Source organism: Labedaea rhizosphaerae, assembly GCF_004362825.1.
Lineage (GTDB): Bacteria > Actinomycetota > Actinomycetes > Mycobacteriales > Pseudonocardiaceae > Labedaea > Labedaea rhizosphaerae.
In genome coordinates, this window is the sequence record NZ_SNXZ01000012.1 from 17,317 (window position 1) to 42,034 (window position 24,718).

A 24,718-nucleotide genomic window follows, 5' to 3' on the forward strand; every position below is an offset into this window, starting at 1 on the left:
ACCTGGCCCGTGGTTCTCTGCGTCTGGCCTGCTCGCGGTCGACCGAAAAGCCCATGGAAAGCCGTCACGACGAACGACGGATCCCTGCGGGTCCGGCGCAAGGCCCACGCCGAAATCAGATGACAATGGTCAGGCAGGCTAAAAAGTCAGGCTCTAGGGGTTCATGATGGGACTGTTCGGCCCGAGAACGTTACCGGTCACGTCGTACGGCTATCAGCCTCCGCCTGGTGCCACAGCAAAGGGATGGGTATGCCCGAACTGCGGCGTCGCGGGATGGGAGCCGGTCAAGCGGTGGCCGAAGGCATGTGATGACTGTGGTTCTTCGGCTGATCCGCTCTTCGATCAACCGTGGGAGCATCAGGCCGAAGGTTTCCAGATCCAGTGGATCCTCCGGTACGACCCCACGAGTTCCGGGGGCTTCTACGAGGACAGATGGGAGAGCTGGCAGTTCACGGACGCAGCCTATCGCGGCGACAGGCTTGCTATGTCGCAGGCACGTGGTCGAGCGAGGGCGCGTGCCCAGTGGCGGTTGACGGTCGACAGCAGCTGGTGGCCGCCGAGCGACATCTTCTTCCGTTTCGTGTCCGTCGGCATGGAAGTAAACGACTTCGACGGAGCAGCGGACGACCTGTGCTATTGGCTTGGCATCTCAAGTCCGGTTGATGTCGACAACAACAACGCCAATAGGACCAATTGCCGGCTGGTGATCGGTTCGACATCCCAGTTCCTTGCGCTACCTCACGGCGCCAGCCATCCTCGCGCCTTCGAGATTCGGCGCGCCTGCGTGGCTCTCGCTCGAGGCGGAGCCTACAGCGTTCTCAACGCGGATCTTCAGCGTTCGGTTTCCGGCATGGCCCAGTACTGATAATGGCTTCCGTGCCGCGCGCTGCACCTGACTTGCGCCAGGGAGCCACTTGGCCTGCGATGATGTGTGCATGGCCACCGACATCGCTGATGAACCACGACACACGCGGTCCGAGGTGACCGAGCATCTGACTGTGCTCACAGTATGCGACGAGTGGTTCCCTGCGTCTGGAGGAATCAGCGCGTTCAACCGGTATCTGTGCCGCGCGCTTGCCCAAGCTGGGCACAGCGTGTTCTGTTTGGTCCCTTCTGCGTCGTCTGACGAACATGAAGACGCCCGCAGGTGCGGGACGCGATTGGTCGCCGCCGCCGCCACGTTCGACCATACGACTTTCGAAGCTTTGGCAGGTCGGCCGGTGCTCCCGGACGGAGTGCGGCCGACAGTGGTCGTGGGGCACGCCCGGTTCACCGGGCCGATGGCCAAGGCCCTGGCGGACCAAAGCTATCCCCAGGCGACGCGGCTGCACTTCGTGCACATGCACCCTGACCGCATCGAGTGGGGCAAGGGCGACCGGGAGGATGCAGCTCGCACGGCAGAACAGCACACCATTCAAGAACGAGAGCTGTGCGAGACGGCTACCCGCACGATCGCGGTGGGACCGTTGCTCCACGAGTACGCCCTCAGCAAGCTCACCTACGGGCCTCGAGTCGCCGACGCCGTACAGGTCGTGCCAGGCTTCGACGCGATGCCGCCAGTCCGGCGGCAGCGGCTCGGCCGCGCGCTGATCATGGTCCTCGGCAGGGTGCACAACGAAAACAAGGGGCTCGCGCTGGCGGCGAAGGCCGTCGGATACGCCGTGAACCAGCTCGGCCATTCGGAAGAAGACTTGGAGCTCTACCTGCGCGGCGTGCGACCGGGTCGGGGTGCCGACGTTCGCCGCGCCTTGCTGGAGTGGTCCGGGCTTCCAGGCCTCACGACGACCATTCGCAACTACACCGAGAACCCGGCCGCCGTGCTGGCCGACCTGGCGACGATTAGCCTTGTCCTGATGCCGTCATTTGAGGAGGACTTCGGGCTCGTCGGCTGGGAAGCGCTTTGCGCCGGGGTTCCTGTGCTGATCAGCGCGCGCAGCGGCCTCGGAACATTGATCCGGGCAAGCGGTCTTCCGGATGATCTGGTGGCGCGGGTCGTGCTGGATGTGCGCAAGGACGGCGCCGTCGACGTGCCGCTGTGGGCGAGTCACATCAGCAGGGTCCTGCACAATCGCGAAGCCGCGTTTCGCACAGTGGAACAAGTCCTGGCGTTCATGGCCGACCGTTACACCTGGGCCGCAGCGGTCGAAGTGGTCGAGGACGCCGTACGGGGTCGACAATCGCCAGCCCTTCCCGGGAACGGCGGCTAGCATCGTGGTGAGGCGGCATTTCGGAGCCTGCGGAGGTTCGCGTGCCGGACATATTCATCAATTACCGGACGGCTGACGCCCGGTTCGGCGCCGCCGCGACGTACGAGCTCCTCGCCGCGCGGTTCGGCCGGCATCGGGTGTTCCTGGACAATCAGTCCATTCCCGCCGGTATGCCATATGCCGCCGAGCTCACCTATGCGCTCGAGGTCATGCGCGTCCTGCTCGTCTTCATCGGTCCTACCTGGCTGGGGGACGACGACGTCACACCAGGCCGGTCGATGCTCCACCGTCCGGGCGACTGGGTCCGGCAGGAGATCCGACGGGCCCTCCAACGGCAAGTGCCCATCATCCCCGTGATGCTGGACGGCACGTCGATCCCCGACGAGCGGCTCCTTCCACCGGACGTCCGACCACTCGTGCGGCACCAGGCGATGGAGGTCCGCCACGACATGCTCGGCACCGACGTCGGTCGGCTGGGCGATCGGCTCGCTGCGCTGATCCCTGTGCAACCCGGTGCGACGACACCTCCCCAGCAATTGCCCACCCAGCTGGCCGCATTCGTGGGCCGCACCGCAGAGATGGCCGACCTGACCGGCCGGCTGAGCGAGGAGGATGGCGACACACCAGGGGTCGTGGTCCTCTGTGGCACGCCAGGCGTCGGCAAGACCACACTCGCCACGACCTGGGCCCATCGGGTGAGGCACCTGTTCCCAGACGGACAACTGCACGTGAACATGCGCGGCTTCGACCGACGGGGCGCTCTGTCCGCCGCCGAGGCTCTGCACGGATTCCTCACCGGACTCGGCACTGCGCCAGAGGTCATCCCTGACAACCTTGATGACCGGGCCGCGCTCTACCGCAGCATCGTCGCCGGACGCCGGATCCTGGTGCTCGTCGACAACGTCCATTCGGCGGATCAGGTGCGGCCGCTCCTTCCCGGCACACCATTGTGCTTCGTACTGGTCACCAGCCGCACCCAGTTGCCCAGCCTCGCCGTCCGGGAGGGTGCCCGGCACGTGCCACTCGACGTCCTGACCGACTCAGAGGCACATCTTCTGCTCAGCAAGCGGATCGGCTCCGACCGGATCTTCGCCGAGCCGGCGGTCGCGGACGAGATCGTGGCGCGGTGCGCAGGACTCCCCCTGGCGCTCTCCATCGTCGCCGCGCTCACTGACCAGCGACCCGGCCCGCTCGCCCGAGTGGTCCACGAACTCGGGCAGGAGCGGACCCGGCTGGACGAACTCAGCTTCGGCGACGACGACCTCGATCTGCGTTCAGTCTTCTCGTGGTCTTACCAGCGACTGTCCCCTTCGGCCAGATCGTTGTTCCACCTGATCGGCATCCACCCAGGGCCCGACATCAGCCACGAGTCCTGCCTCGCGCTGGCGTGCACCGACGACGCACGGCACGCGATCGCCGAGCTCGTCCGGTCGAGCCTGCTCGTCGAACACGTCGCGGGTCGCTACAGCCTGCACGACCTGCTGCGCATCTATGCCGCCGAACGAGCTGAGTTCGACACCGAAGCCGGCGAACGACAGTCGATCCGCCACGCGATCGCGGACCACTACCTGCGCCACGTGACCGCCGCGGCCCATTGGCTGGATCCGAACACCGCGAAGATCAGGCGGGATCCGGGCGAGGCTCCAGGGTTCGCGAACTATCCGGATGCCCTCGCCTGGGCCGTCGGCGAGCACGCCGTGGTGCTCGCGGTGACCGAGTTCTGCGCCCAGCACGGGCTCGACTCCCACGTGTGGCGGATCGCGTCCAGATCCAACGCGGTTCTGCGTCGCACGGGCAGACGGCGGGAACGCGTGGCCGTGCATCGAGCCGCTCTCGCCGCAGCAGCCCACGCCGGCGACCAGCTCGCCTGGGCCACGGCGGCCTGCGAACTCGCCAGCGCCCTCGCGCGCCTAGGCGAGCACGTCGAAGCACGCTCCCTCCTGGATGCCGCGCTACCGGTCCTCCAGTCCGCGGACGATCAGTTTGGCATGCTGCAAGCCCATCTTTCCTACACCCGAGTCCTTGACGCGCAACAGCAACACGCCGCTGCACTCCAACACGCACGAGCGGCGTTCGAACTCGCCGACGCACAGGACGAACCCGTGTCCCGCGCCGACGCACTGATCCACCTGGGGCATCAGCAGGCGATGCTCGGCCGGCACGAGGAAGCCCTGGCGGTGTGCACCGAGGCACTGCAACACTACGAGGACCTCGGTCACGAGGAAGGACAGTCCAACTGCCTGCTGACCATCGGCATCATCCACCAGGAGCTGAGGGAATACCGCGCCGCGATCGAACACTACGAGCGATCGTACACATTGGACAGAAGACTGGGCGATCGGTATTGGGAGGCGATGAGCCTCGATCGTCTCGGCGACGTGCACTCGCTGCTCGGGCATGCCGACGCCGCTGTCCGCTCCTGGAGTGCGGCGCTGGCGATCTTCGATTCCCTGCACCATCCTGAAGCCGATCGCGTGCGCGGCGCGCTGGGAGCCATCCATCGCCAAGGAGACGTGAGTGGATCGACAGAAGCTGATCCTGGCCCTGGAAAGGCGGATCGACGAGTTCGACGAGACCGGTGATGCCGCGGTCGTGCTCAGCGACCAGGCGTCCGCTGAGGCGCGCGAGCTGGCGGAGTCGCCCGGCGGTCTGCAGGTCGCGTACACCCTGGGCATGTTTCACCACGCCAGGGTTGTGGCGAACGCCCAGCAGGGCCGCGAAGATCCCGCGTCCGCTGACGGCCTGGCGGCGATGACCCACTTCCACACCCTGTACTTCGAGGCTCCTGACCTGCTGCCGAACGGCCTTCTGGACACAATGGCACAGGTTTGGCCCGTCACCGACGACATGATCACCCGATGGGCGTCGCGCGCCCTCGATCTGGTGCGGGCGGGCCGGCAGACCGGTGCGCCGGAGGTCGTCGCGGACGGGATCGCACTGCTCGAACACGTCACCATTCGATGCCGGACGGCCGGATACCTGTCGAACTTGGCCCTGGCCCACCGCACCAAGTTCTTGCTCACCGGCGAGGAAACGGACATCGCCGAAGCGATCCAGACGGCGGAACTCGCCATGAGCGAGGCCGCGAACGAGAGTGACCTGCGGAGTTTCCGGTCCAACCTCGCCATCTGCTGTACAGCGCGGTACGAGCGGTTCGGAGACCTCAAGGACCTTGACCGGTCGATCCAGGAACTAGGCGCCTGCACCGAAACATCCGGCAGCGAGAAGGTGGCGCCCGGCCGGCTGTCGAACCTCGCCGCCGCACTCGCCTCGCGGTACATGACAACCGGCTCAAGGCATGACCTGGACGAAGCCATATCCCTGTTCTCCCAGGCCGTGGCCGTCGCCACCGAGCCCAGAGAACGTGCCGAGTACCTGGCCAACCAGGCCGGTGCTCACCAACTGAGGTTCGTTCTCACCGGGGACACGATCGATCTGGATCTCGCCGTCGAGGCGGCGCGCACGGCCGTGCGTGATGTCGAGAACGACTCCATCGTGTTGCCCGCGATGGCGAACACCCTGGGCCTGGCCTTGAAGTCCCGCTACCAGCGAACCGGCATCGACGACGACCTTCAGGAGGCGATCGAGCATTTCCGGTCGGCCGCCGACTCTCCCGCCGGTGCCCCTTGGCGCGCCAGTCATCTGAACAATCTGTCCTCCGCCTTACGTCTGGCTTTCGTCTCATCCGGCGACATGGCGACCATCAACGAAGCCGTGCGGTCGGCGGAGGCGGCCGTGTCCACCAACGGCGCCGAGGCGACGATGGCCGCGCGCCACCAGTCCACCCTGGGCGCCGCGCTGTCGAGACGCTTCGCCGCCACCGGCGAGCTGGCCGACCTGGATCGGGCGTGTACCGCGACACTGCGGGCAGCCCAGTCAACATCGCCAGAGGACTCGATTCGTGCTGCTGCCTACGCCAATGCCGGCCTCGCGCGGCGTCGGCGCGCGAACCACCACACAGGAGCCACTCGGCGCGCCGATCTCGAATCGGCGGCCCTGGCCTACGCGACGGCGGCCGCAGCGGCGACCAGCCCACCGCTGGTGCGGGCGATCAGCGCACAGGACGGCGGCCTGGCTGCCGTCGAGCTCGGCGCCTGGGCTGATGCCGTCGCCGCGTTCGAAGCCGCGATCACCCTCCTGGGTGAGGTCACCGACGACCGCCTGACCCCCGATGACCAGGGTCACCAGCTGACCAGCCTGTCCGGACTGGGCTCGATGGCGACCGCGGCGGCATTGGCAGCAGCTGAAGAAGCAGGCCGGCCGGACCACGTGCGGGCGTTCAGCCTCTTGGAGCGAGGGCGCGGGGTGATCCTCAGCCGGCTGCTGTCCACCCGGGACGACCTGGACGACTTGCGGGTGCGACACCGCCAACTCGCGGCTGAGTTCGACCGGATCCGACGGGAACTCGACCAGGACGCGCCCGCGGACGTGTCGCGCTGGGCGAGTCCCGCCGCGCGGCGGCGGCGTCTGTCCGACGAGCGCGACCACCTGCTCGAGACGATCAGGGCGCTCCCCGAGTTCACCGGGTTCCTGCTGCCGCGACTGGCCGCCGGCGAGGTGGTCACGCCGGTGGACGGACCCGTCGTCGCCATCAACGTCGCCGCTCATCGCTGTGACGCCTTGGTCGTGACACGTGAAGGCGTGCGGCACCTCCCCTTGCCAGGACTCGGGCAGCACGACGCCGTCACCAATGCAAACAAGTTCCTGGGCGCCCTCCACTCGCCGGGTCAAGCCGACGACAAAATCGTCGAGAGCGTGCTCCGGTGGATGTGGAATGCCATTGCTGAGCCGATCCTCGATGAGCTCGGCGTGGACGGCGGCCGACCCGACGGCGACCACCTGCCCAGGCTGTGGTGGATGCCGACCGGCGCGCTCTCTATGCTGCCGATCCATGCCGCCGGGTACCACCATATCCCCGGCAAGTCGGTGCTGGACCGGGTCGTCTCCTCCTACACGCCGACGCTGCGCACGTTGCGAGACGCAGCGGCACGGCCCGCACCAGCCCACGAGCGGCCACTTGTCGTGGCGGTCCCCGAAACGCCCGGTCGACGCGCCCTGGTAGCCGCCAGGGGTGAAGCCGATCGGGTCGCAAGCCATTTCGCGGCGGGAGCCGTCTGCCTGATCCAGGACGACGCTGTGCCCGAGCGGGTAGTCAGCGAACTCGCCACCGCCACCTGGGCGCATTTCGCCTGCCACGCGAACACCGACGCGGTCGAACCGTTCCGCAGCCACCTGACGTTACGAGACGGCCCACTATCCGTGCGACGCCTGGCTTCGCTGCGGATCCCTGATGCCTGGCTGGCTTACCTGTCCGCGTGCACGACCGCATTCAGCGGCACCGCCCTCTCCGATGAAGCCATCCACATCTCGTCGGTGTTCCAGCTGGCCGGCTTTCCCCACGTGATCGGCACCCTCTGGAACGTCCTGGACTTGCCCTCCGAGAGGATGGCCGAGTACGTCTACGACGAACTGACCCGGCATTCGCCTGCTCGCGCCGTACACGCGGCCCAGCATCGATTGCGGGACCGATACCCTGAGTCGCCGACCACCTGGGCGCCCCATGTCCACCTCGGTCCGTAGCCCGGTTCACGCGCCGAAGTGGACGTATCCTGCCCAAGCTGCAGGGGATCCGCCATAACGGTCACGCAGATACAGGGACGTCCGATGCGCGGCCTCGGACGGCGTGCAGCTCGAACGGCGCACCTCGCTGTAGAAGGTCCTGGCCGCCCGTGCGGCCACCGCGTCCGGAATCCGCCACAGGGTGCCCACGACGTGCGGAAATCCGGCCAGTTGGAATGCGCCGGTGAGGTGGATCGCCTCGTCGGCCAGCTCGCCACTGGTCAGCGTCGTCTCACAGGCCGAGAGGTAGGCGAGCCACGCGTGGCGGACGTCCAGTGCGGCGACCTCGGCGACGTCCAGCCGCGTCGTGCCCAGCCGCAACCAGCTGCGCGACGGATCCTCCAGATCCGACACCGCGTGCACGGCGAGGTGCAAGTCCGTTGCCGCGGAGAGAGCCGACAGCAGCTCCTGCCGATTCGCGGTACTGGCGTCGACCGGGGCGACGCGGTGCCAGCCGGCCACCTCGACGGCCTCGTCGGTCGCGTAGTGCAACGGCCGAGCCCAGTCGTTGCGGCTCGAGACCACCACGACAGGCCGCCGTCCGGACTGGGCGCCGTGCTGTCGATGCCGGACGTGCTCCAGAGCCGTGATGGTGGGTGCGTAGGAGGACACGAACCGGTCGAGCGCGGAGTCGCTCCGGTCGGCCGCGGCCGCCGCGTGCAGCGGGAGCAGGGCAAGTGCTCCGGTAGGTACCCATGTGATGGTGTCCGTGCGCTCGGCCACAGGCACGGCCTCCAATATCCGGCCGACCACCGAGGTCCACAGCTCGTCGAGCACCTGTGTCATCCGGTCCTCCGCGGCTGCGCGAGCCGGGGCCAACACCGTCAGGTCGTTCGCGGTCACGACGGATTCGTGCAGATCGAGGACCATGCGTGTCACGTCTTCTTCGCGTACCCATAGCGGCACCACCCGTGGACCGCCTTTGCCCAACAAGATCGCGTCACACCGGTACTGGCTCACGTTCACGACCGCGACGGTGCCGGAAACCGCACCGTCGAGAACGTCATCGAGCGCCTGTGCGCCCGGGAAAGCCGAGAACCCCGGTACCAGGCGAATGCGATCGATCACCTCGGCGAGCCGACCGACGGCGTCGCGGCGCCGTTCACGACGGGAATCCGCAGCGGTCCGCGCCCGCGCCTGCACTCCAACCGGCTCGACGTCGATCACGACTCCGACCTGCTCCGGTCGGTCCAGTGCATCCACTTCGGACCGTGCGTGGTCGAAGTCGACGGCGAGGCTGGGGTCGGCGTCGCGCAGGAGCGAGATGTCGTCGCGGATCCCTAGGGCGCGGTTGAGCAAGACTCCACGCCCGAGCTCGAGAAAGGTCACCGCGCGCCGGGCATCACCGTTGTTCAAGCACATCGCGGCGGCCGAGGTCGCGAGGCCCGCCACCTCGGCTAGCCACCGCTGTGCGTCCCGGCGTTCGAGCCGGGCGGGCGCGAGCATGGCGAGCTGCTCGACGGCCAGTCCGAAGGCATCGGCGGCAGTGGCCGTGTCGCCGCGCTGCGCTGCCAGCTCGCCCCAAGCCCGTCCCGCGCGAAGGCGGACAACAGGGATGGCCGTCTCCGCGCGGGCCGCGTCTCGCAAGCACCGTTCGGCACTGGCCAGTTCCCGCGGATCGCCGGTGCGAGTGGCCACGTCACGGAGGATCGCGCCCAGGGCCGTCGACCATTCGGCACGGTCCGGGTGATCCGGCGGGATGATCCGGATCGCTTCCTCGACCTCACGGATCAACCTGGCGGTGTCCTCTGGACGTCTACGTGCATGCAGGACCAACGCGAGATTCACCCGAAGGCCGCTCAGCCGCGGATCTTCGTCCGGGAGAGCGCCGATCACCTCCTCCGCCACCGCCAGTACGGCGTCGACCCGGGACGCGACGGCCTCATCGTCGAAAGCCGTGCCTGGACCGAAGAAGGACATGAGGTTGCCCAGTCGCCGCGGGAGGTCGGCATCTTTCCTGCTGCCGATCACCACGGAGCTGAGCACGTCGATCGCTTGTGACCGCCAACCCTGCTCGCCGGTCGCCTCGCCCATGGCGTAGAGCGTGATGCCGTGGGCATCGGTGATCACGGCGTCCACATCGGACGGAGTGCTGATACGCCTCGCGTCCGCCAAGGTTCCGAGGGCCTCGCGCAGATCGTCCAGGGTGCCCAGCCGCTCGTGCCGCAACCGGAGCCCGGTCGCCAGGCTCGACATGATCGGGGCGACCGCCGCGTCTCGCACCGGCACGCAGGCGACGGCTTGCCGGAGCAGGTCGATGTCCTCGTCCAAGTCCCGGAGGTCGCCGAACCTGGTGTAGTGGTGGTACAGGGCGTTACCCAGGTTGCTCAGGACCTGGGCACGCTCGATGCCCGTGTGGTTCGTCGCGGCTACCGCGGCACGGCCGTGCAGCACGGCTTCGCGCAAGTCCTCGGTGGTACCCATGATCTGGTAGCGCTGGCACAGTGCCACCGACAGGTTCGTCAGGTAGCGCGCCCGGTCGTGGTGGTCCGAGGGCAACGCGGCGAGGGCGCGCCGACGTGTCGCGATCGCCTGCTCAAGATCCGCCGAGTCACCGAACGCGGCGTAGCGATCGAGCAGCGAGACACTGAGGTTGACCAGCCGGCCCGCCTCGTCGTCGGCGCTGCCGACCGGATACGCCAGAATGTCCGTGCTGATGGTGACGGCTTCATCGACGCGGTCGCGGTCACCGTTGTCCAAGAACAGGGCGTGCAGCACTCGCGCGAGAAGGTCGAGCGCGTCGGCGGCGAGCCGGTCATCGCCGCCGGCCGCCACGACCGCACGACGGGCTGCCGTTTCCGCCTCGGCCAGTCGTTCAGACGCGTTCTGATCCTGCAGCTGCTGCCATGAGAGCAGCACCGTCGCGGCGATATGGCAGGTCTCGTAGTCGGGTTCGTCAAGCCCTGGCCCCAGCGCCTCGCGAACTTGCGCCAGGACGTCGTCCAGAGCGGCGGGCCCGCCCAGTTGGTGGCTGACGAGCAAGGCATTGGCCAGCGCGGCATGGCGGGCTCGCGCCCATCCATCGGCCGGATCAGTCGATGCCACCGCCTCCCGCCAGACGTCGGCCGCCCGAAACGCGTCGGCAGGGTCATCCGTCATCTGGTGCCGAAGATCCAGCACATGGCCCAGTTCGGACAGGAGCTCGGCCGGTGTGAGCCCATGGTCAGCGCTGATCGCGGCGGCATCCGTGAGGATCCGCTCCGCCTCCGTCAGGTCATCGGCGTGGCCCTCGCGTTCGAACCGCAGCCGAAGCACGGATCCGAAGTTGAACAAGCTGGTGCCACCGGCCGCCAGGCCCGCGCGGGCCGCAGCCACCGAGTCGTCGAGCAGGTCGGTGTCATCGAACAAGTCAGCCAGTTCGGCGAACCACACCACCAGGAAGTCAAGCAGGTCGACGCTGTGCACCGCAGCCGCCGACACGACGGCCGCCCGCGCCGCACGCACCGCCTCGGCCGACGCGTCTTCATCGCCGGTCACCGCGTGCACACGCGCATGCGCCTCGGACAGCTTGATCAGCAAGCCCGCGCGCACCTGCTGCTCAGCAGGATCCGCACCTACGGCCTCCGCCAGGGCAGCGACGGCCGCCCGCGCGGACGCCTCGCCACCACGGCCGCGCTGGACGTCGGCGGCGTGGACCGCGGCCATGCCTACCAGCAGTGTGATGCGGTCCTCCGCCGAGGCACCACACCGGAGCGCGGATCGGATCACGGGCCTGGACAGCGGCCAAGGGGTCTCGCGACGCTCGGCCGCACGCGCGACGGTGACCCCTACCCGGATCAGCAGCCGGCGGCTGATCCGGATCACCGCTGGCGAGGGTGGTTTTCCCCCCGCTCCCCGAGCCGTTTGAGATCCACGTCCAGCTGCCGCTGCAGGTGCACCATCCGATCGCGCAAGGGCGGAGGTGGTGGTGCGTCCTCGTCGGGGCCCAGGTCGTCTACGCGGGTGCTGGTCATTCGTTCCAGCACGCTGGTGGCCGACGCGACCTGAGCCGGATCACCAGAACCCAGCGCAGCCTCCAGCCGGCCAACCGCCTCGTCGATCGAACCCCATTCCGCGGGCAACCGCGACACGGTGTCCAGGTATCCCAGGACCTGGCGTGCGTCTCTGACCAACTGCGTGCCCAGCCAGTCGCCGACGAGCCCATAATCAGATTGCACGCTGAGATGGTAGCGGTAGCACTGCCTGGAGGTGCGGTGGTCGAATCGGGCACGTCACTTGTGCGCGCACAGGAGCTGGTGGCGCATTTCTACACCGTGCATGACGACCAGGACACCGCGATACGGGCGATCTGGTCCCGCTGCGGTACAGAGTTGCTCGCCGACAGAGCCGTCCCCTCGACCGGCCTCCCGGTCGAGATGCCCGGCACTGTGCCGACAAGCTCGGCCCTGATCGCGGCACGCAGAACTGCCGACGGATCCGTTCAGGCGATCGCGCGGCGCGAACACGAGATCTTCAACGTCTCGGTGCTGCTCAAACATCGTTCAGGGCAGTCCTGGGCCGATCTCGATCGGACTCTCGACGCTCTGCTCGGTGACTCCCCCGCGCCGCTGCTCGGTGGCGCACGGCTCTATCTGGGCCTGGTAACCAACGGTCTGCCCGACGGGCCCGAGGAAACCGTAGGTCTCGGGCGCGCGATCGCCCAGCGGCTGCCCGAGCCCCAACTCACCACGGGATGGTGGCACCAGGGTCTGACCACGGACGTTCAGCTCCTCGTTTGGGAGACCGGCGACACTTCGGACGACCGCGAAACCCGGCGGTTCGCGATAATCACTGATCCGGCACACGAACCGGAGCTGAGCGCTTGGACGTGGTCACGTCGCGGCGCGACCGATCTACCGCCGTTCGCGCGGTATCTCATGCACGTGGCGAAGATCCGAGATCAGCTGCGCGTGCGGCGCCAGGCGCCCGGCACGACCGAGCTGTGCCAACGGGTCGAGGACACAGTCGCCCGGTTCGGCGACGCGGGTGTTCCCACCGCCGCGCACTCGGCCTTGTCCAGGATGATCACCTCGCTCACCGTGATGGCGAAGACCGTGCGAGTCAGCTGGGATAACGCCGCCGCGGCAATCGGCATCGAGTCGTCCATCGAGACGAACAGTGTCATCACCCGCGACCACACGCTGGCCACCTGGCTCCACCAGCAGCTCACGGACGACGCCGAATACCTGATCCACTTCGACGAAGAACTCTTGCGCGGCAACGCTTTTCGATCGTCGTCGCAAGCAGTCGAGCCGACTCCAACCGCAACACCGCAGCGCCAAGAGTCGCCCACGCAGACCGTACTGGTGGTCGCGGACAGCTGGTCGGGTCACGTTGAGAGCATCGCCACGCTCAACCGGCCACTGTGCGAGGCGATGGCACGAGTGGGTGCGGACGTCTATTGCCTCGTGCCCACGTCCACCGGGGAAGAACGCGACCAGGCAAGGAATGCGGGTGTCAAGCTGGTCGACGCCCTGACCGTGCCGGGCATGTCCGAACGCGAGTCGCTGCTGCGCAAGCCACCGATACCCGACGACGTTGTCGTGGACACGATCATCGGGCACGGTCGCGTCACCGGTCAGATCGCGCAGGCCTTGGCCAGGGATCATTTTCCTACGGCGACGCACGTGCACGTCGTCCACGTTGCTCCCGACCAGGTCGAGTGGTACCAGCTCGATCAAGAAAGCGACGCCGGTCAACTGGCCGCGGAGCGTTCCAAAATCGAAATTGCCTTGGCCGTGTCAGCGGATCGCGTCGTTCCCGTGGGTCCTCGGCTCGACGAATGGATGCAACGAGAGCTGCACGTCGCGGGCGGCAAACCACCGGTGTGCCTGGACCCGGGTTTCGACCTCGGTCCGACGACCGCACGGTCCGCACTTCCAGGCATACCGCAGATCCTGCTTCTGGCCCGGCCGGAGGACGAACCCCGCAAGGGAATCGGCATCGCCGCTCGTGCCACGGGTCGGGCCATGCACTTCTGTCCGGCGGGAACCAGGTGGGAACTGGTGATCCGCGGCTCAGCGCCGCGACACGGAGCAGCGTTGCGCACGGACGTACTCGGCTGGGTCGGCCACCCGGCGGTAGATGTCGTCGTGCGCGACGACTCACATGACCGCGCCGAGCTTAAAACCGATCTCCGCAGAGCGTCACTCGTGCTCATGCCCTCCCGCACCGAAGGATTCGGCCTCGTCGGTTTCGAGGCCGTCCGCGCGGGCACGCCCGCGCTAATCAGCGATCAGACCGGTTTGGCGACCTTGATGGGGAAGGTCCTGAGCGCAGCGATCACTAGACGCATCGTCGTGCCGGTCACCGGAAGTACCTCAGTGGACGTCGAAGCATGGGCCAACCGCATCGCCGGGTCACTACTCGATCTCCCCGCCACCTTCGAGACAGCCGACCTGGTCCGGCGGACCATGGCGCAGGATCGAACCTGGGCAATGGCCGCACGGACTATTCTCGACATCAGGCCGTGAGGCCCGTTCAACCCTCAAGGCCGTCTTCACGCCGGCGAGGTCATTGGCTTGAAGCCGGATAGTCGTCAGAATCGCTCTCGTCGACCGGTCCGGTTGCGGCCATAGTCGACAAGCACCGTCGGGGACGGCGCGGTCCTTCACCGACTGAACGCTACGAGGGCGTACGGCGTACGCAGCGCAGTTACGTGCCGAACCTACAAAAGTCAATCTCACGGCCGACGATCCTTTAGAGAGTAAGACGTGTGGTTAGTGCGCATATCGCCTCTCGGACACGTTCACCAGCTACACGAGGGGATGCCGTCGCATAGACGGCCTGCTCACCCGGTTCGTAGCGAAGCGCCAAGCCAAGGTCCTTGTAGAGCCGCGCGAGCGTGCCCGGCCTGGCATCTCCCATCACGGCGCCGATGTCGCCGAGCGAGTCGATCATCGCGTGGATCTCGGCGTCGGTGAGCTGCGCGCCTTCGGGCGTGTTCGCCAGCGCAGCCTCGGCGGCAGCTCGCTCGGCCTGTGCCTCGTTCATCGGCTCGACCAGCGCGACCGGGTCAACACCTGCCTCGATCGCGCTCGGTAGCGCCTGAGCTTGGCGTTCGCGGCCTTCACCCTTTCCTTCGCGCGCGCTCGCCCGTCGTCGATGGCGCTGTCCTGAGAAACCCACCAACTTGGCAACCGTCCGCTCACCCCGTGGACCGCCACGGCTGCACGCAGGTGTCCGGCAGGTCCCGCGACGGCAGCGGCCCCGCAGGCCAGGATTCCGCCCGGTACAGCGCGGTGTCCTCGTCCGGGTGGATCAACGCCCGCAGCTCTGGCAGCCGTCGCTCGGCGACCGCGGCGGTCAGGTCCGCGGGCGAATAGGCCGAACCGAGCCTGCTCTACGGCACGAGGTCGACGTTCGGAGCCACGGCGGCGGTCGGGTCCAGCCGCAGCGCGCCGGCCAAGTGGTGGGTGCCGTTGGCCGGGCAATCTCCCGGCGCCGCGCCGATGCCCATTTGGCAACTGGTCGCCACCCGATATGGGCTCCGCCATTCACCCGACCAGTTCCCGCGCCTCGGTGAACGATCTTGTCCGCCGTTCCGGCGATCGGCACGGGTTCCTGATAACGACTCCGGCCGCGGGCACGATAACTGCATGGCACGACGAAAGGGAATGGGCATGCGGACGCACCGACCCTCGGATATCGGCGTCCGACCGGGCCGCGACTACGCTGTTCGGCCGCCGCTGCGATCTCATTCGGGCGCGTTGACACCCTGGCCAACGGTTGCCTAGCATGGCAAACCGCCGCCGGCGAGCAGCGCACGAGGTCCACCTGTCCGGGAAATTCACACCATTTCCTGACCCTTGACAGCCACGCCGTTGGAATTTCCCACGTTCCTTCCACAGACATTGACAGGAGCACTGTGTCCGCGGGCGAAGACCAATCGGATCGGCCACTGACTTCGGGATTCGGCTCCTATTTCCTGTTGTTGCGGGCGCCGGGCGCGGCGACGCTGGCGCTCTGGGGCGCGGTGGCCCGCTTCCCCATCGCCATGCGCTCGATCAGTATTTTGCTGCTGGTCTCCGCGGTCAGCGGCTCGCTGGGCGACGCGGGCGCGGTGGCCGCGGCGATGCTGGTCGCGCAGGGCGTGACCGGACCGGTGCTTGGCCGCATGGCCGACCGGCTCAGCCAGCGGCGGGTGCTGCTCGCGGCCTGCGCCGGACACGCGCTCACGCTCGGCCTCCTGCTCGTGGCGATCGTGCTCCGTGCGCCGCTGTGGGTGCAGGTCCCCGTCGCCGCGGCGGCCGGGTGCACGTCGGTGTCGTTCTCCTCGTTCATGCGGGCGCGGTGGGCGGCGCTGGCCGACCGGGACCTGCTGCGCACGGCCTACGCGCTGGAGTCGATCCTGGACGAGACGATCTTCCTGCTCGGGCCACTGCTGGTCACCGTGCTGGCCTCGGCCGTGCACCCGGCGGCGGGGTTGCTGGCCTGCGTCCTGCTCACCACGACCGGGTCGGTGGTCGTCGCGCTGCACCGCCGGTCCGAGCCCGCGGCCCACGACGCCGGGGGCGGCCGCCCGGCCCGTGCGATCGGAGTGGCGGGTGTGCGGGTGCTGATGCTCGCCTACGCGGGCATGGGCTTCCTGCTCGGCGCGGTGGACATCACGATGGTCGCGTTCGCCCGGGAGCACGGTGCGCCGGGGCTCGCGGGCGTGTTCCTGTCGCTGACGGCGGTGGGCAGCCTCGCCGCGGGCGCGGTCTACGGCGCCGGGTCCTGGCGGATCTCGCCGCCGGTGCTGCTCGCGGTCACCGCGGGGGTGCTGACCCTCGGCGCCGTGCCGCTCGCCTTCGCCGGGTCGCCGCTGGTCATGGCCTTGCTCGCCGTGGTCGCGGGCGTGGCCATCGCGCCGGCGCTGATCACCGGCAGCACGCTGCTGGAGTCGCTTGCGCCCAAGGGGTCGCTGTCGGAGGGCTTCTCGTGGCTCAACAGCGCGGGCGCGCTGGGCATCGCCCTCGGCACGGCCGCGAGCGGCCACCTCGTCGACACCGGCGGCTCGGCGCAGGCAGCGTGGGCGGCGGTCGGCGGCGGCGCGGCCGCCCTCGTCCTGAGCCTCGCCGGGCAGCAGGCACTGCGCACCGGGCCCGCCGCGCGGCCCGCCTCGGAATTGGCACTAGAACAGTGAGGAATCACGTGAGCACAACGCAGCCGATCACCGAACGGGGCCGCCTGGGCGGTCTGCCGGTCCCCCGGCTCTCCTTCGAGGAGTTCACCGCCTTCGGGCGCAAGGCGCTGATCCGGGCCGACGTGCCTGTGGTGATCACCCTGCCCCGGGGCACCCAAGGCCTGGGCCGTGACGGGGTGGCCGAGCGGCTCGGCGAGATGACGGTGACGCTGTTCACCGAGCCGTCGAACAAGCAGAACTCGCAGCGCTGGAGCACCAAGGACATCAAGCTGCGCGAGTTCTTCGAGGACGAGAAGTACCTGACCGATCCGGACACGTGGAACCGGATCGTGTCGAACATCCGCAACAGCCCCGGCGACGTCGACGCCATCCTGGGCTTCGACGCGGCCGAACTGTTCGACTACCAGCGCTCGCTCAACGCCGCGAACCTGTGGATCAGCCACAAGGGCGTGTTCACCCAGAGCCACTTCGACGAGCTGGAGAACTTCAACATCGCGCTCGCCGGGCGCAAGCGGTTCGTGCTGGCCCCGCCCGGGTCCTTCGAGTACTACCCACGCTCGCTGCGGCACGGCTTCGGCGACAAGTCGCAGGCCTTCGACTTCGACGACGTCGACCCGCGGCGCTTCCCGCGCCTGGTGGACAAGCTGCACCAGCGGCGCGAGCTGATCCTGGAACCCGGCCAGATGCTCTACCTGCCGCTGGGCTGGTGGCACCAGGCCGAATCCCTGGAGGACATGAACATCAACGTCAACTTCTGGTTGCGGGACAAGAAGATCCTGCGCCGCCCGTACGTGCTCGGCGTCGCGCTCTACACCGCCGTGTACCGCAAGCTCAAGGGCGTCTACAACTACCAGCCGGCCGAGGCCCCCGCGGCGGCCGGCTCATGAGCGACCGCGTCGCGATCACGCCCCCGCACCGCTACCGCAACAACGACAAGGCAATCGGCGTCGGCAACGCCTTCTGGGACATGTCCGAGCAGAACGGGTTGGCCGGCATCGTGGCCGAGCTGCGGGACGGCGTGCTGACGACCCCGGACGGGCACGAGTTCGTCAACTTCACCTGCTGCTCCTACCTGGACCTGGACTCGCACCCCAAGGTGATCGAGGGGGCGGTGGCGGCGTTGCGCCGTTACGGGGTGCTGGACCACTGCATCCCGCGCAGCCGGGTGCAGATCCCGGCACTGCTGGAGCTGGAGTCCTCGCTCGGCGAGTTGTTCGGCGCGGACGTGGTCAGCGCGATCTCCGCCGGGGTGGCGAGCGCCGGGCTGCTGCCGCTGCTGGCTTCCGGGCACCTGGGCAACGGCACCCGGCCGCTGATGGTGTTCGACAAGAACTGCCACGTCTCGATGGCCGGCGCCAAACCGACCTGCGCCGACGAGACCGAGGTGGTCGTCTGCGAGCACCACGACCTCGGCTTCCTCGAGGACATGTGCAAGCGCTACCAGCGGGTCTGCTACGTCATCGACGGCGCCGACAGCCTCGGCGGCTACGCCCCGGTGCTGGAGCTGGCCGAGCTGCAAGAGCGCTATGGCATGCAGGTCTACTACGACGACTCGCACTCGGTCTCGGCCTACGGCGAGCGCGGCATCGGCTACGTCCGCACGCACTGCCCGGTGCTGGACGAGCGGACGATCACCGTCGCGACGCTGAACAAGGCGTTCGGCACGAGCGGTGCCGCGATCCTGCTGGACGGCTACGACAAGAAGACGCTGCGCGTGATCGAGCGGTTCGCGGGCGCGCTGTGCTACTCGCAGCCGGTCAACACGGCGGCGGTCGGGGCCTCGCTGGCCTCGGCGCAGATCCACCGCACGGACGAGCTGACCGCGTTGCAGCACAGGATGCACGCCAACATCGAGCTGTTCGACCGCTTCGTGGCCACCGCGCAGAGCGGGACGACCTACCCGATCCGGGTCGTGCCGATGAGCGACGAGACGGTGATCGCGGCGGGCCGCCAGGTGTTCGAGGCGGGCTTCTACGTCTCGCCGGTGTTCTTCCCGATCGTTGCGCGAGGCACGGCCGGCCTGCGCGTGATGCTGCGCGCCGGGCAGACCGAGGAGCAGGTCCGCGCGCTGTGCGCGGTGCTGGTCGAGGTCGGGGCGCAGCCCGCCGCCGCGCCGCTGGAGGTGGTCCGGTGAGGGCGATCCCGCGCAGCATCCTGTACACCCCGGCGCTCTCGCTCGACCGCGTGGTCAAGGCGTGGTCCTACGACGCGGACGTGCACCTGATCGACCTCGAGGACGCCGTGCCGGCGCCGGAGAAGGCCGCGGCCCGGGAGATCTGTCAGGCGGCGCTGGAGAAGGCGCCGAACCCGGCGAACGTCGCGGTGCGGGTCAACGAGCTGGGCACCATGGCCGCCGTGCACGACCTCGTCGCGCTCACCGAAGGCCCGGTGGCGCCGGGCTTCATCGTCATGACGATGGTGCGCTCGGCGGTCGAGGTGGCGCTGGTGCGCGACACGTTCGCCTCCGCCGGTCTGCACCCCGAGCTGTACGTGACGGTGGAGACGGTCGAGGCGGTGACCGGCGTCGACGCCATCGCGGCCGCCGCCGACGGGCTGGTCCTGGGCTCCGCCGACCTGGCCGCCACCCTGGGCGTGGAGATCACCTGGGCCGGCATGTTGGCCGCGCGCCAGGCGATGGCGCTGGCCTGCGGCCGCCACGGCACCGCGTGCATCGACACCGCCAACTACCGGCTGGCCGAGCCCGCTGTCTTGGCCGAGGAGACCGACCGCGTGCGGGAGCTGGGCTTCCACGGCAAGGCCACCGTGCACCCCGCGGAGCTCGCCACCATCAACGCGGCGCTCCGGCCCAGCGCCGACAGCCTGCACGCGGCCCGCCGGATCACCGAGGCCGTGCGCGCGGCCGGCGGCGGGATCGCCGTGCTGGACGGGAACATGGTCGGCCCGCCGTTCGCCCGGATGGCCCGCACCACGGTGGCCCTCGGCGACGCGTGGACCCATCGCTTCGGAGCGGAGGCCCAGCGATGACCGTCATGCAGGAACGGGTCCCGGCCGGGACCGACACCACCAGGCCGGTCACCGCCGCGGTGATCGGCACCGGGGCGATCGGCCAGGACCTGGTCAGCAAGATCCACCGATCGCCGGTCCTGACCTGCGGGCTGGTCGCCGGGCGCAACCCGGACTCGGTCGGTCTCGCGCATGCCGCCCGGCTGGGCTACCCGGTCACGGCCGACGGCATCGACGCGGTCCTGGCCGCGCCCCGGCCCTTCGACGTGGTCTTCGACGCCACCAACGCCCACGACCACGCCCGGCACTGGCAGCTGCTGCGGCCGCTGGGCACGCTGCTGGTCGACCTGACGCCGAGCCGCGTCGGGCAGATGGTCGTGCCCACCGTGACCGGTATGGCCGCGCCGGCCGAGCGCAACGTCAGCCTGATCAGCTGCGGTGGGCAGGCGGCCACGCCGATCGCGCACGCGCTGGCCGCCCGGTTCACCGTGCTCTACCTGGAGGTGGTCTCCACCGTGGCGAGCACCATCGCGGGCCGGGCCACCCGCCTCAACCTCGACGAGTACGTGGCCACCACGCAGCACGCCATCAGCACGTTCTCCGGCGTGCGTGAGACCAAGGCGATCCTCAACATCAGCCCGGCCGTACCACCCGCGACGTTCCGGACCGCGGTGCACGCGGAGATCCCCGGCGCGGACCCCGAGGCGGTGCGCGCGGTGGTCGCGGCGACGGCCGAGCAGGTGCAGGACTTCGCGCCCGGCTACGAGGTGATGGCCTGCAGCGTGGCCGGCGACCGGGTGGTCGTGTCGCTGGAGGTCACTGCGGACAGCGACGTGCTGCCCCGGTATGCGGGCAACCTGGACATCATCAACTCGGCCGCGGTCATGGTGGCCGAGCAGCACGCCGCCCGGCTGCGCCTGGACGCCGGCCTGGCGGCGGGAGCGGGCCGGTGACCGCCGCGAGCCGGCTGGTCACGATCTACGACCCGACGTTGCGGGACGGCCAGCACGCGGTGCGCCACCAGCTGGGTGTGGCCGCGCTGCGCGGGTACGCCCAAGCGGCCGACGCGGCCGGGGTCCCGGTGGTGGAGGTCGGGCACGGCAACGGACTCGGCGCGTCCTCGCTGCAGGTCGGCCGGGCCGCGGTCGGCGACGACGTGATGCTCTCGACGGTGCGGGAAGCGTTGCCACACAGCCGGATGGCCGTGTTCATGCTGCCGGGCTGGGGCACCTCGGACGACCTGCGCAAGGCGGTCGCGCACGGCGCGGACGTGCTGCGCATCGGCGTGCACTGCACCGAGACGTCGCTGGCCGAGCGGCACCTCGGATTCCTGCGCGAGCAGGACGCCGAGGCGCAGTGCGTGCTGATGATGAGCCACATGGCGACGCCCGCCCAGCTGGCCGAGCACGCGGCGATCGTCGTCGGCTACGGCGCGCAGGCCGTCGGGATCATGGACTCGGCCGGGCACTTCCTGCCCGCCGACGTGAGCGCGCGGATCGGCGCCATCACCGCTGCGGTCGGCGTGCCGGTGATCTTCCACGGGCACAACAACCTCGGCATGGCCGTGGCCAACTCGGTGGCCGCGGCCGAGGCGGGCGCGACGATCCTCGACGCCTGCGCGCGCGGCTTCGGCGCCGGTGCGGGCAACACGCAGCTGGAGGTGCTGGTGCCGGTGCTCGAGCGGACCGGGTTCAGCACCGGGATAGACCTCTACGCGCTGCTCGACGCCGCCGAGTTCGCCGAGCGGGAGCTGATGCCGGCACCGCCGGTCACCGGGTCGTTGTCCATCGTCAGCGGGCTGGCCGGGGTGTTCTCCGGGTTCAAGCACCAGGTGCTGGACGCGTCCGTGCGGGCGGGCGTCGATCCCCGCGACGTGTTCTTCGAGCTCGGCCGCCGCCAGGCGATCGCGGGCCAGGAGGACATGATCGTGGACGTGGTGGCCGAGCTGGGTGCGCGGCAGCTCGGGGTGCATGGGGTCCGGGCGCAGGAGATCGGCGCATGAAGGTGATCACGGCCCAGGACATGGCGGGCGAGGAGCGGCTGCTGCGGGTGGTCGACGTGCTTGCCGAGGTGTTCGCCGACCTGGCCGCGGGCTCGACCCGCTCGCCGTCGCGCACAGTCGTGGAGCACGGCGAGGGCAACCAGCTGCTCGCCGGCACGGCCGTGTGGGAGCGCCGGGGCGTAGGCAGCGTCAAGATCACCACGATCACGCCGGCCAACCCCGGGGACGGCTTGCCGCTGATCCACGGGGTCGTGGTGCTGACCGACCTGGCGACCGGGCGGATGACGGCGATGCTGGACGGCGCGGAGCTGACCGCTGTGCGCACCGGCGCCGTCGCCGGGCTCGCGACCCGCCGGTGCGCGCCACCCGAGGCCGACGAACTGGCCGTCGTCGGCGCCGGGGTGCAGGCGCGGGCACTGGTGCGGGCGGTGTCCGCGGTGCGCCCGATCGCCTCGGTGCGGGTGTTCTCGCGGACCCGGGCCCATGCCGAGGAGTTCGCCGACTGGGTCCGGGACGCGGTGGGGCACCGGGTGTTCGTGTGCGACGACGCCAAGAGCGCGGTCGCCGACGCACCGGTGGTCTGCACCGCCACGTCGACCGACGGCCGCGCGCCGGTGGTCGCCGCCGACTGGGTGGCGCCCGGCGCGCACGTGAACGTGATCGGCGGAACGCACGAGGACGCGCTGGAGCTCGACCCGGCATTGCTTGCGCAGGCGTTCGTCGTCGTCGAGCAGCGGGCCGCCGCGCTGGAGGACGCCGGTGAGGTGCGGGCCGCGATCGCCGCCGGCCTGATCGGCGAGGACGACCTGCACGAACTGGGCGCGCTGGCCGACGAGGTCGTACCCCCGGGCGCCACGACGGTGTTCCGCAGCGTCGGCATGGCCATAGAGGACACGGCCGCGGCGGCCGCGCTCCATGAGCGCTGAGTCAGCCGTCCTCGCGGCAGCGGACCATGAACGACCGCTCGAAGACGATGACGGCTTCGCCCGTGGACTTCGTGCCGGTCGTCTCCACCGTGATGATGCCGTTGCCCGGGCGCGACCGCGACCGCCGCTTGGCCAGGACCCGGCTGGTCGCGTAGAGCGTGTCGCCGACGAACACCGGGTCCTTCAGCCGCACCTTGTCCCAGCCGAGGTTGGCCACCGCGCGGGCCGAGAGCGCCTGCACGGTCATGCCGCCCACCAGGCACAGGGTGATCCCGCTGTTGACCAGGACCCGGCCGTACTCCGCGCTCTCGCCGTAGGCGCGGTCGAAGTGCAGCGGGTGCTGGTTCATGGTCAGCAGGGTCAGCCAGGTGTTGTCGGTCTCGGTGATCGTGCGGCCCGGCCAGTGCCGGACCACCATGCCGGGTTCGAAGTCCTCGTAGTCCCCACCGTGTTCCTCGACGTACTCGTTGTCCCCGACCCGACGCAAAGTCATGAACCATTGTCCCGCATGGAGGCGAGCCGATGAGCACCCCCGACCCGTGGTTCGGCGCGTCGCCGATCGCGCCGCCCGCCGTGCCGGCCCCGGTGGTCCGCCGGATGCTGCTGGCGGCCACCCGCGACCTGGGCTGGCCGTACCAGCCGTACCTGCCCGCGGCGCCGATGGCGTTGCCGAGGTCGTCCTACGCCGAGCTGTTCCGGGCCACGGCGGCGTTGCTGGACCTGGTGCGCCGCACCGCGCTGGCGGTGGCCACCAGCACGGAGGGCAGGCTCGCGGCGTACTGCATGCCGGACAGCGAGCGGCAGTTGTTCGTGGCCGACCAGGTCGTCGAGGAGCGCTACGCCGACTGCGTGGCCCGCCCGGACGTGGTGATCGGCCCGGACGGCCCGCAGTTCCTGGAGTTCAACGTCAGCGGCGCGCTCGGCGGGCCGATGGAGTCGCGTTGCCGGCTGGAGGTGTGGCGCGCGCTCTACGCCGACGAGGACGGGCGGCTGCCGTTCAGCCACCCCGACCCGTTCGCGGTGCGCGCGGAGATGTTCCGCAACCTGTGCGTCGAACAGGGCGTGGCGCCGCGGGTCGCGCTGGTCGGCAGCGCGCGCGACCAGGGCGTCGAGTCGACCCGGTATTTCGACCTGGAGGTGGACTACCTCAACAACCACGGGATGACCGCCCGCTTCTTCGAGCCGGAGGACCTGCACGAGGCGTGGGACTGCCCGCCGCAACTGCGCTACGGGCTGGGGCTGCGCAACTTCACCATCCCGGACTGGCTGGACAACGGCATCGACACCGCGCCCGTGCAGGCGGCCCTCGACCACGGGTGCCTGCTGGTAGGCACGCAGACCTCGACGTTCCTGTCCAGCAAGCTCACCATGGGCCTGGTGTCGGAGGGGCAACCGTGGATGAGCTCGGCCGAGCGGGCACTGGTGGAGAAGTACCTGCCGTGGACGCGGGTGCTGGGGCACCGCCGCAGCACGTGGGGTGACCGCAAGGTCGACCTGGTCGAGTTCGCCGTGGCGCACCAGGAGTCGCTGGTGCTCAAGGAAGGGCTCGGGATGAGCGGGCAGCAGGTGCGCATCGGGCGGCTGGTGCCGCAGGCCGAGTGGGAGGCGTCCGTGGTGGCGGCGGCCGAGACCGGCACCAGCATCGTGCAGGAGTTCGTGACGCCCCGGTCGTGCCGCCTGCCGGTGATCGCCGACGACGCGACCGAACCGCACGAGGTCGACGTGGCCCCGGTACTGGGGCCCCTGGTGTTCGGCGGGAGGGCCGCGGGCGTGTTCGCCCGCTTCTACGGCGACGGCACGGCCGGGGTCGTCAGCATGGGGAGCAACGCCTCGGACAACGCGGTTGTGGTCGTCTAGAGAGTGCCCTGTAATTGATCCAGCTGCGGGGACTGGT

General features: G+C 69.3%; 16 protein-coding genes and 1 pseudogene. 13 read left to right on the top strand and 4 right to left on the bottom strand.

What is annotated here, in order from left to right:
* Window positions 1-163: 163 nt before the first annotated feature.
* The 4 genes from EV186_RS37515 to EV186_RS37530 all read left to right on the top strand — a co-directional run bounded on the left by EV186_RS37515 (window position 164) and on the right by EV186_RS37530 (window position 7,787).
* On the top strand, window positions 164-865 hold the full coding sequence (locus EV186_RS37515) for a hypothetical protein (protein ID WP_133854315.1): 702 nt from the start codon (window positions 164-166) through the stop codon (window positions 863-865).
* A 70-nt stretch (window positions 866-935) separates the two neighbouring features.
* The gene (locus EV186_RS37520) at window positions 936-2,207 is read left to right on the top strand and encodes a glycosyltransferase family 4 protein (protein WP_133854316.1); all 1,272 of its coding nucleotides are present in this window, start codon (window positions 936-938) and stop codon (window positions 2,205-2,207) included.
* Between the two features lie 41 nt (window positions 2,208-2,248).
* Entirely contained in the window at window positions 2,249-4,789 is a 2,541-nt protein-coding gene (locus tag EV186_RS37525) for a tetratricopeptide repeat protein (RefSeq protein ID WP_133854317.1), read from the top strand.
* On the top strand, window positions 4,725-7,787 hold the full coding sequence (locus EV186_RS37530) for a CHAT domain-containing protein (RefSeq protein WP_133854318.1): 3,063 nt from the start codon (window positions 4,725-4,727) through the stop codon (window positions 7,785-7,787). The genes EV186_RS37525 and EV186_RS37530 overlap by 65 nt, the downstream gene beginning before the upstream one ends.
* Before the next feature lie 6 nt (window positions 7,788-7,793).
* Here EV186_RS37530 and EV186_RS37535 read toward each other — a convergent pair whose 3' ends face one another.
* Window positions 7,794-11,630, bottom strand: a complete 3,837-nt coding sequence (locus EV186_RS37535; RefSeq protein ID WP_133854319.1) for a CHAT domain-containing protein — start codon at window positions 11,628-11,630, stop codon at window positions 7,794-7,796.
* Window positions 11,627-11,983, bottom strand: a complete 357-nt coding sequence (locus EV186_RS37540) for a CATRA system-associated protein (protein WP_133854320.1) — start codon at window positions 11,981-11,983, stop codon at window positions 11,627-11,629. Before EV186_RS37540 ends, EV186_RS37535 begins: the two co-directional genes overlap by 4 nt.
* Window positions 11,984-12,019: 36 nt before the next feature.
* Here EV186_RS37540 and EV186_RS37545 point away from each other — a divergent pair, with 36 nt between their 5' ends.
* Window positions 12,020-14,278: a CATRA conflict system CASPASE/TPR repeat-associated protein gene (locus EV186_RS37545; RefSeq protein ID WP_166659524.1), complete on the top strand. Its 2,259-nt coding sequence runs from the start codon at window positions 12,020-12,022 to the stop codon at window positions 14,276-14,278.
* Window positions 14,279-14,504: 226 nt separating this feature from the next.
* On the opposite strand, the gene EV186_RS37550 is transcribed toward EV186_RS37545, so the two are convergent.
* Window positions 14,505-14,936, bottom strand: a complete 432-nt coding sequence (locus EV186_RS37550; RefSeq protein WP_133854322.1) for a hypothetical protein — start codon at window positions 14,934-14,936, stop codon at window positions 14,505-14,507.
* 736 nt (window positions 14,937-15,672) lie between these two features.
* Between EV186_RS37550 and EV186_RS37560 the strand changes: the two genes are divergently transcribed.
* The 7 genes and pseudogenes from EV186_RS37560 (at window position 15,673) to EV186_RS37590 (ending at window position 22,824) form a co-directional block, all read left to right on the top strand.
* Window positions 15,673-16,932 carry an MFS transporter gene (locus tag EV186_RS37560; protein WP_208116007.1) on the top strand — a complete coding sequence of 420 codons (1,260 nt, stop codon included), beginning with the start codon at window positions 15,673-15,675 and terminating at the stop codon, window positions 16,930-16,932.
* An 8-nt stretch (window positions 16,933-16,940) separates the two neighbouring features.
* Window positions 16,941-17,819: a cupin-like domain-containing protein gene (locus EV186_RS37565; protein WP_208116008.1), complete on the top strand. Its 879-nt coding sequence runs from the start codon at window positions 16,941-16,943 to the stop codon at window positions 17,817-17,819.
* Complete coding sequence (locus EV186_RS37570) at window positions 17,816-19,066, top strand: 8-amino-7-oxononanoate synthase family protein (protein WP_133854323.1); 1,251 nt, start codon at window positions 17,816-17,818, stop codon at window positions 19,064-19,066. The genes EV186_RS37565 and EV186_RS37570 overlap by 4 nt, the downstream gene beginning before the upstream one ends.
* A complete protein-coding gene (locus EV186_RS37575; protein WP_133854324.1) occupies window positions 19,063-19,917 on the top strand; it encodes an HpcH/HpaI aldolase/citrate lyase family protein in 855 nt (284 codons plus the stop codon). Before EV186_RS37570 ends, EV186_RS37575 begins: the two co-directional genes overlap by 4 nt.
* The gene (locus tag EV186_RS37580; RefSeq protein ID WP_133854325.1) at window positions 19,914-20,849 is read left to right on the top strand and encodes an acetaldehyde dehydrogenase (acetylating); all 936 of its coding nucleotides are present in this window, start codon (window positions 19,914-19,916) and stop codon (window positions 20,847-20,849) included. Before EV186_RS37575 ends, EV186_RS37580 begins: the two co-directional genes overlap by 4 nt.
* 5 nt (window positions 20,850-20,854) lie before the next feature.
* Window positions 20,855-21,898, top strand: a pseudogene (gene dmpG / locus EV186_RS37585) (4-hydroxy-2-oxovalerate aldolase); the annotation flags it as partial.
* A complete protein-coding gene (locus EV186_RS37590; protein WP_133854327.1) occupies window positions 21,895-22,824 on the top strand; it encodes an ornithine cyclodeaminase family protein in 930 nt (309 codons plus the stop codon). The pseudogene dmpG and the gene EV186_RS37590, both read left to right, overlap by 4 nt.
* A gap of 1 nt (window position 22,825) precedes the next feature.
* Here the strand turns inward: EV186_RS37590 and EV186_RS37595 are convergent, their stop codons facing one another.
* The gene (locus tag EV186_RS37595; RefSeq protein ID WP_133854328.1) at window positions 22,826-23,317 is read right to left on the bottom strand and encodes a MaoC family dehydratase; all 492 of its coding nucleotides are present in this window, start codon (window positions 23,315-23,317) and stop codon (window positions 22,826-22,828) included.
* 29 nt (window positions 23,318-23,346) lie between these two features.
* On the opposite strand from EV186_RS37595, the gene EV186_RS37600 reads away from it, so the two are divergent.
* A complete protein-coding gene (locus tag EV186_RS37600; RefSeq protein ID WP_133854329.1) occupies window positions 23,347-24,681 on the top strand; it encodes a hypothetical protein in 1,335 nt (444 codons plus the stop codon).
* Window positions 24,682-24,718 lie beyond the last annotated feature (37 nt).

What these genes read in the sequence shown, in the direction of transcription:
- EV186_RS37515 (WP_133854315.1), top strand. Translation starts at nt 164, where the DNA reads ATGATGGGACTGTTCGGCCCGAGAACGTTACCGGTCACGTCGTACGGC.
- EV186_RS37520 (WP_133854316.1), top strand. Translation starts at nt 936, where the DNA reads ATGGCCACCGACATCGCTGATGAACCACGACACACGCGGTCCGAGGTG.
- EV186_RS37570 (WP_133854323.1), top strand. Translation starts at nt 17,816, where the DNA reads ATGAGCGACCGCGTCGCGATCACGCCCCCGCACCGCTACCGCAACAAC.
- EV186_RS37580 (WP_133854325.1), top strand. Translation starts at nt 19,914, where the DNA reads ATGACCGTCATGCAGGAACGGGTCCCGGCCGGGACCGACACCACCAGG.
- EV186_RS37590 (WP_133854327.1), top strand. Translation starts at nt 21,895, where the DNA reads ATGAAGGTGATCACGGCCCAGGACATGGCGGGCGAGGAGCGGCTGCTG.
- EV186_RS37595 (WP_133854328.1), bottom strand. Translation starts at nt 23,317, where the DNA reads ATGACTTTGCGTCGGGTCGGGGACAACGAGTACGTCGAGGAACACGGT.
- EV186_RS37600 (WP_133854329.1), top strand. Translation starts at nt 23,347, where the DNA reads ATGAGCACCCCCGACCCGTGGTTCGGCGCGTCGCCGATCGCGCCGCCC.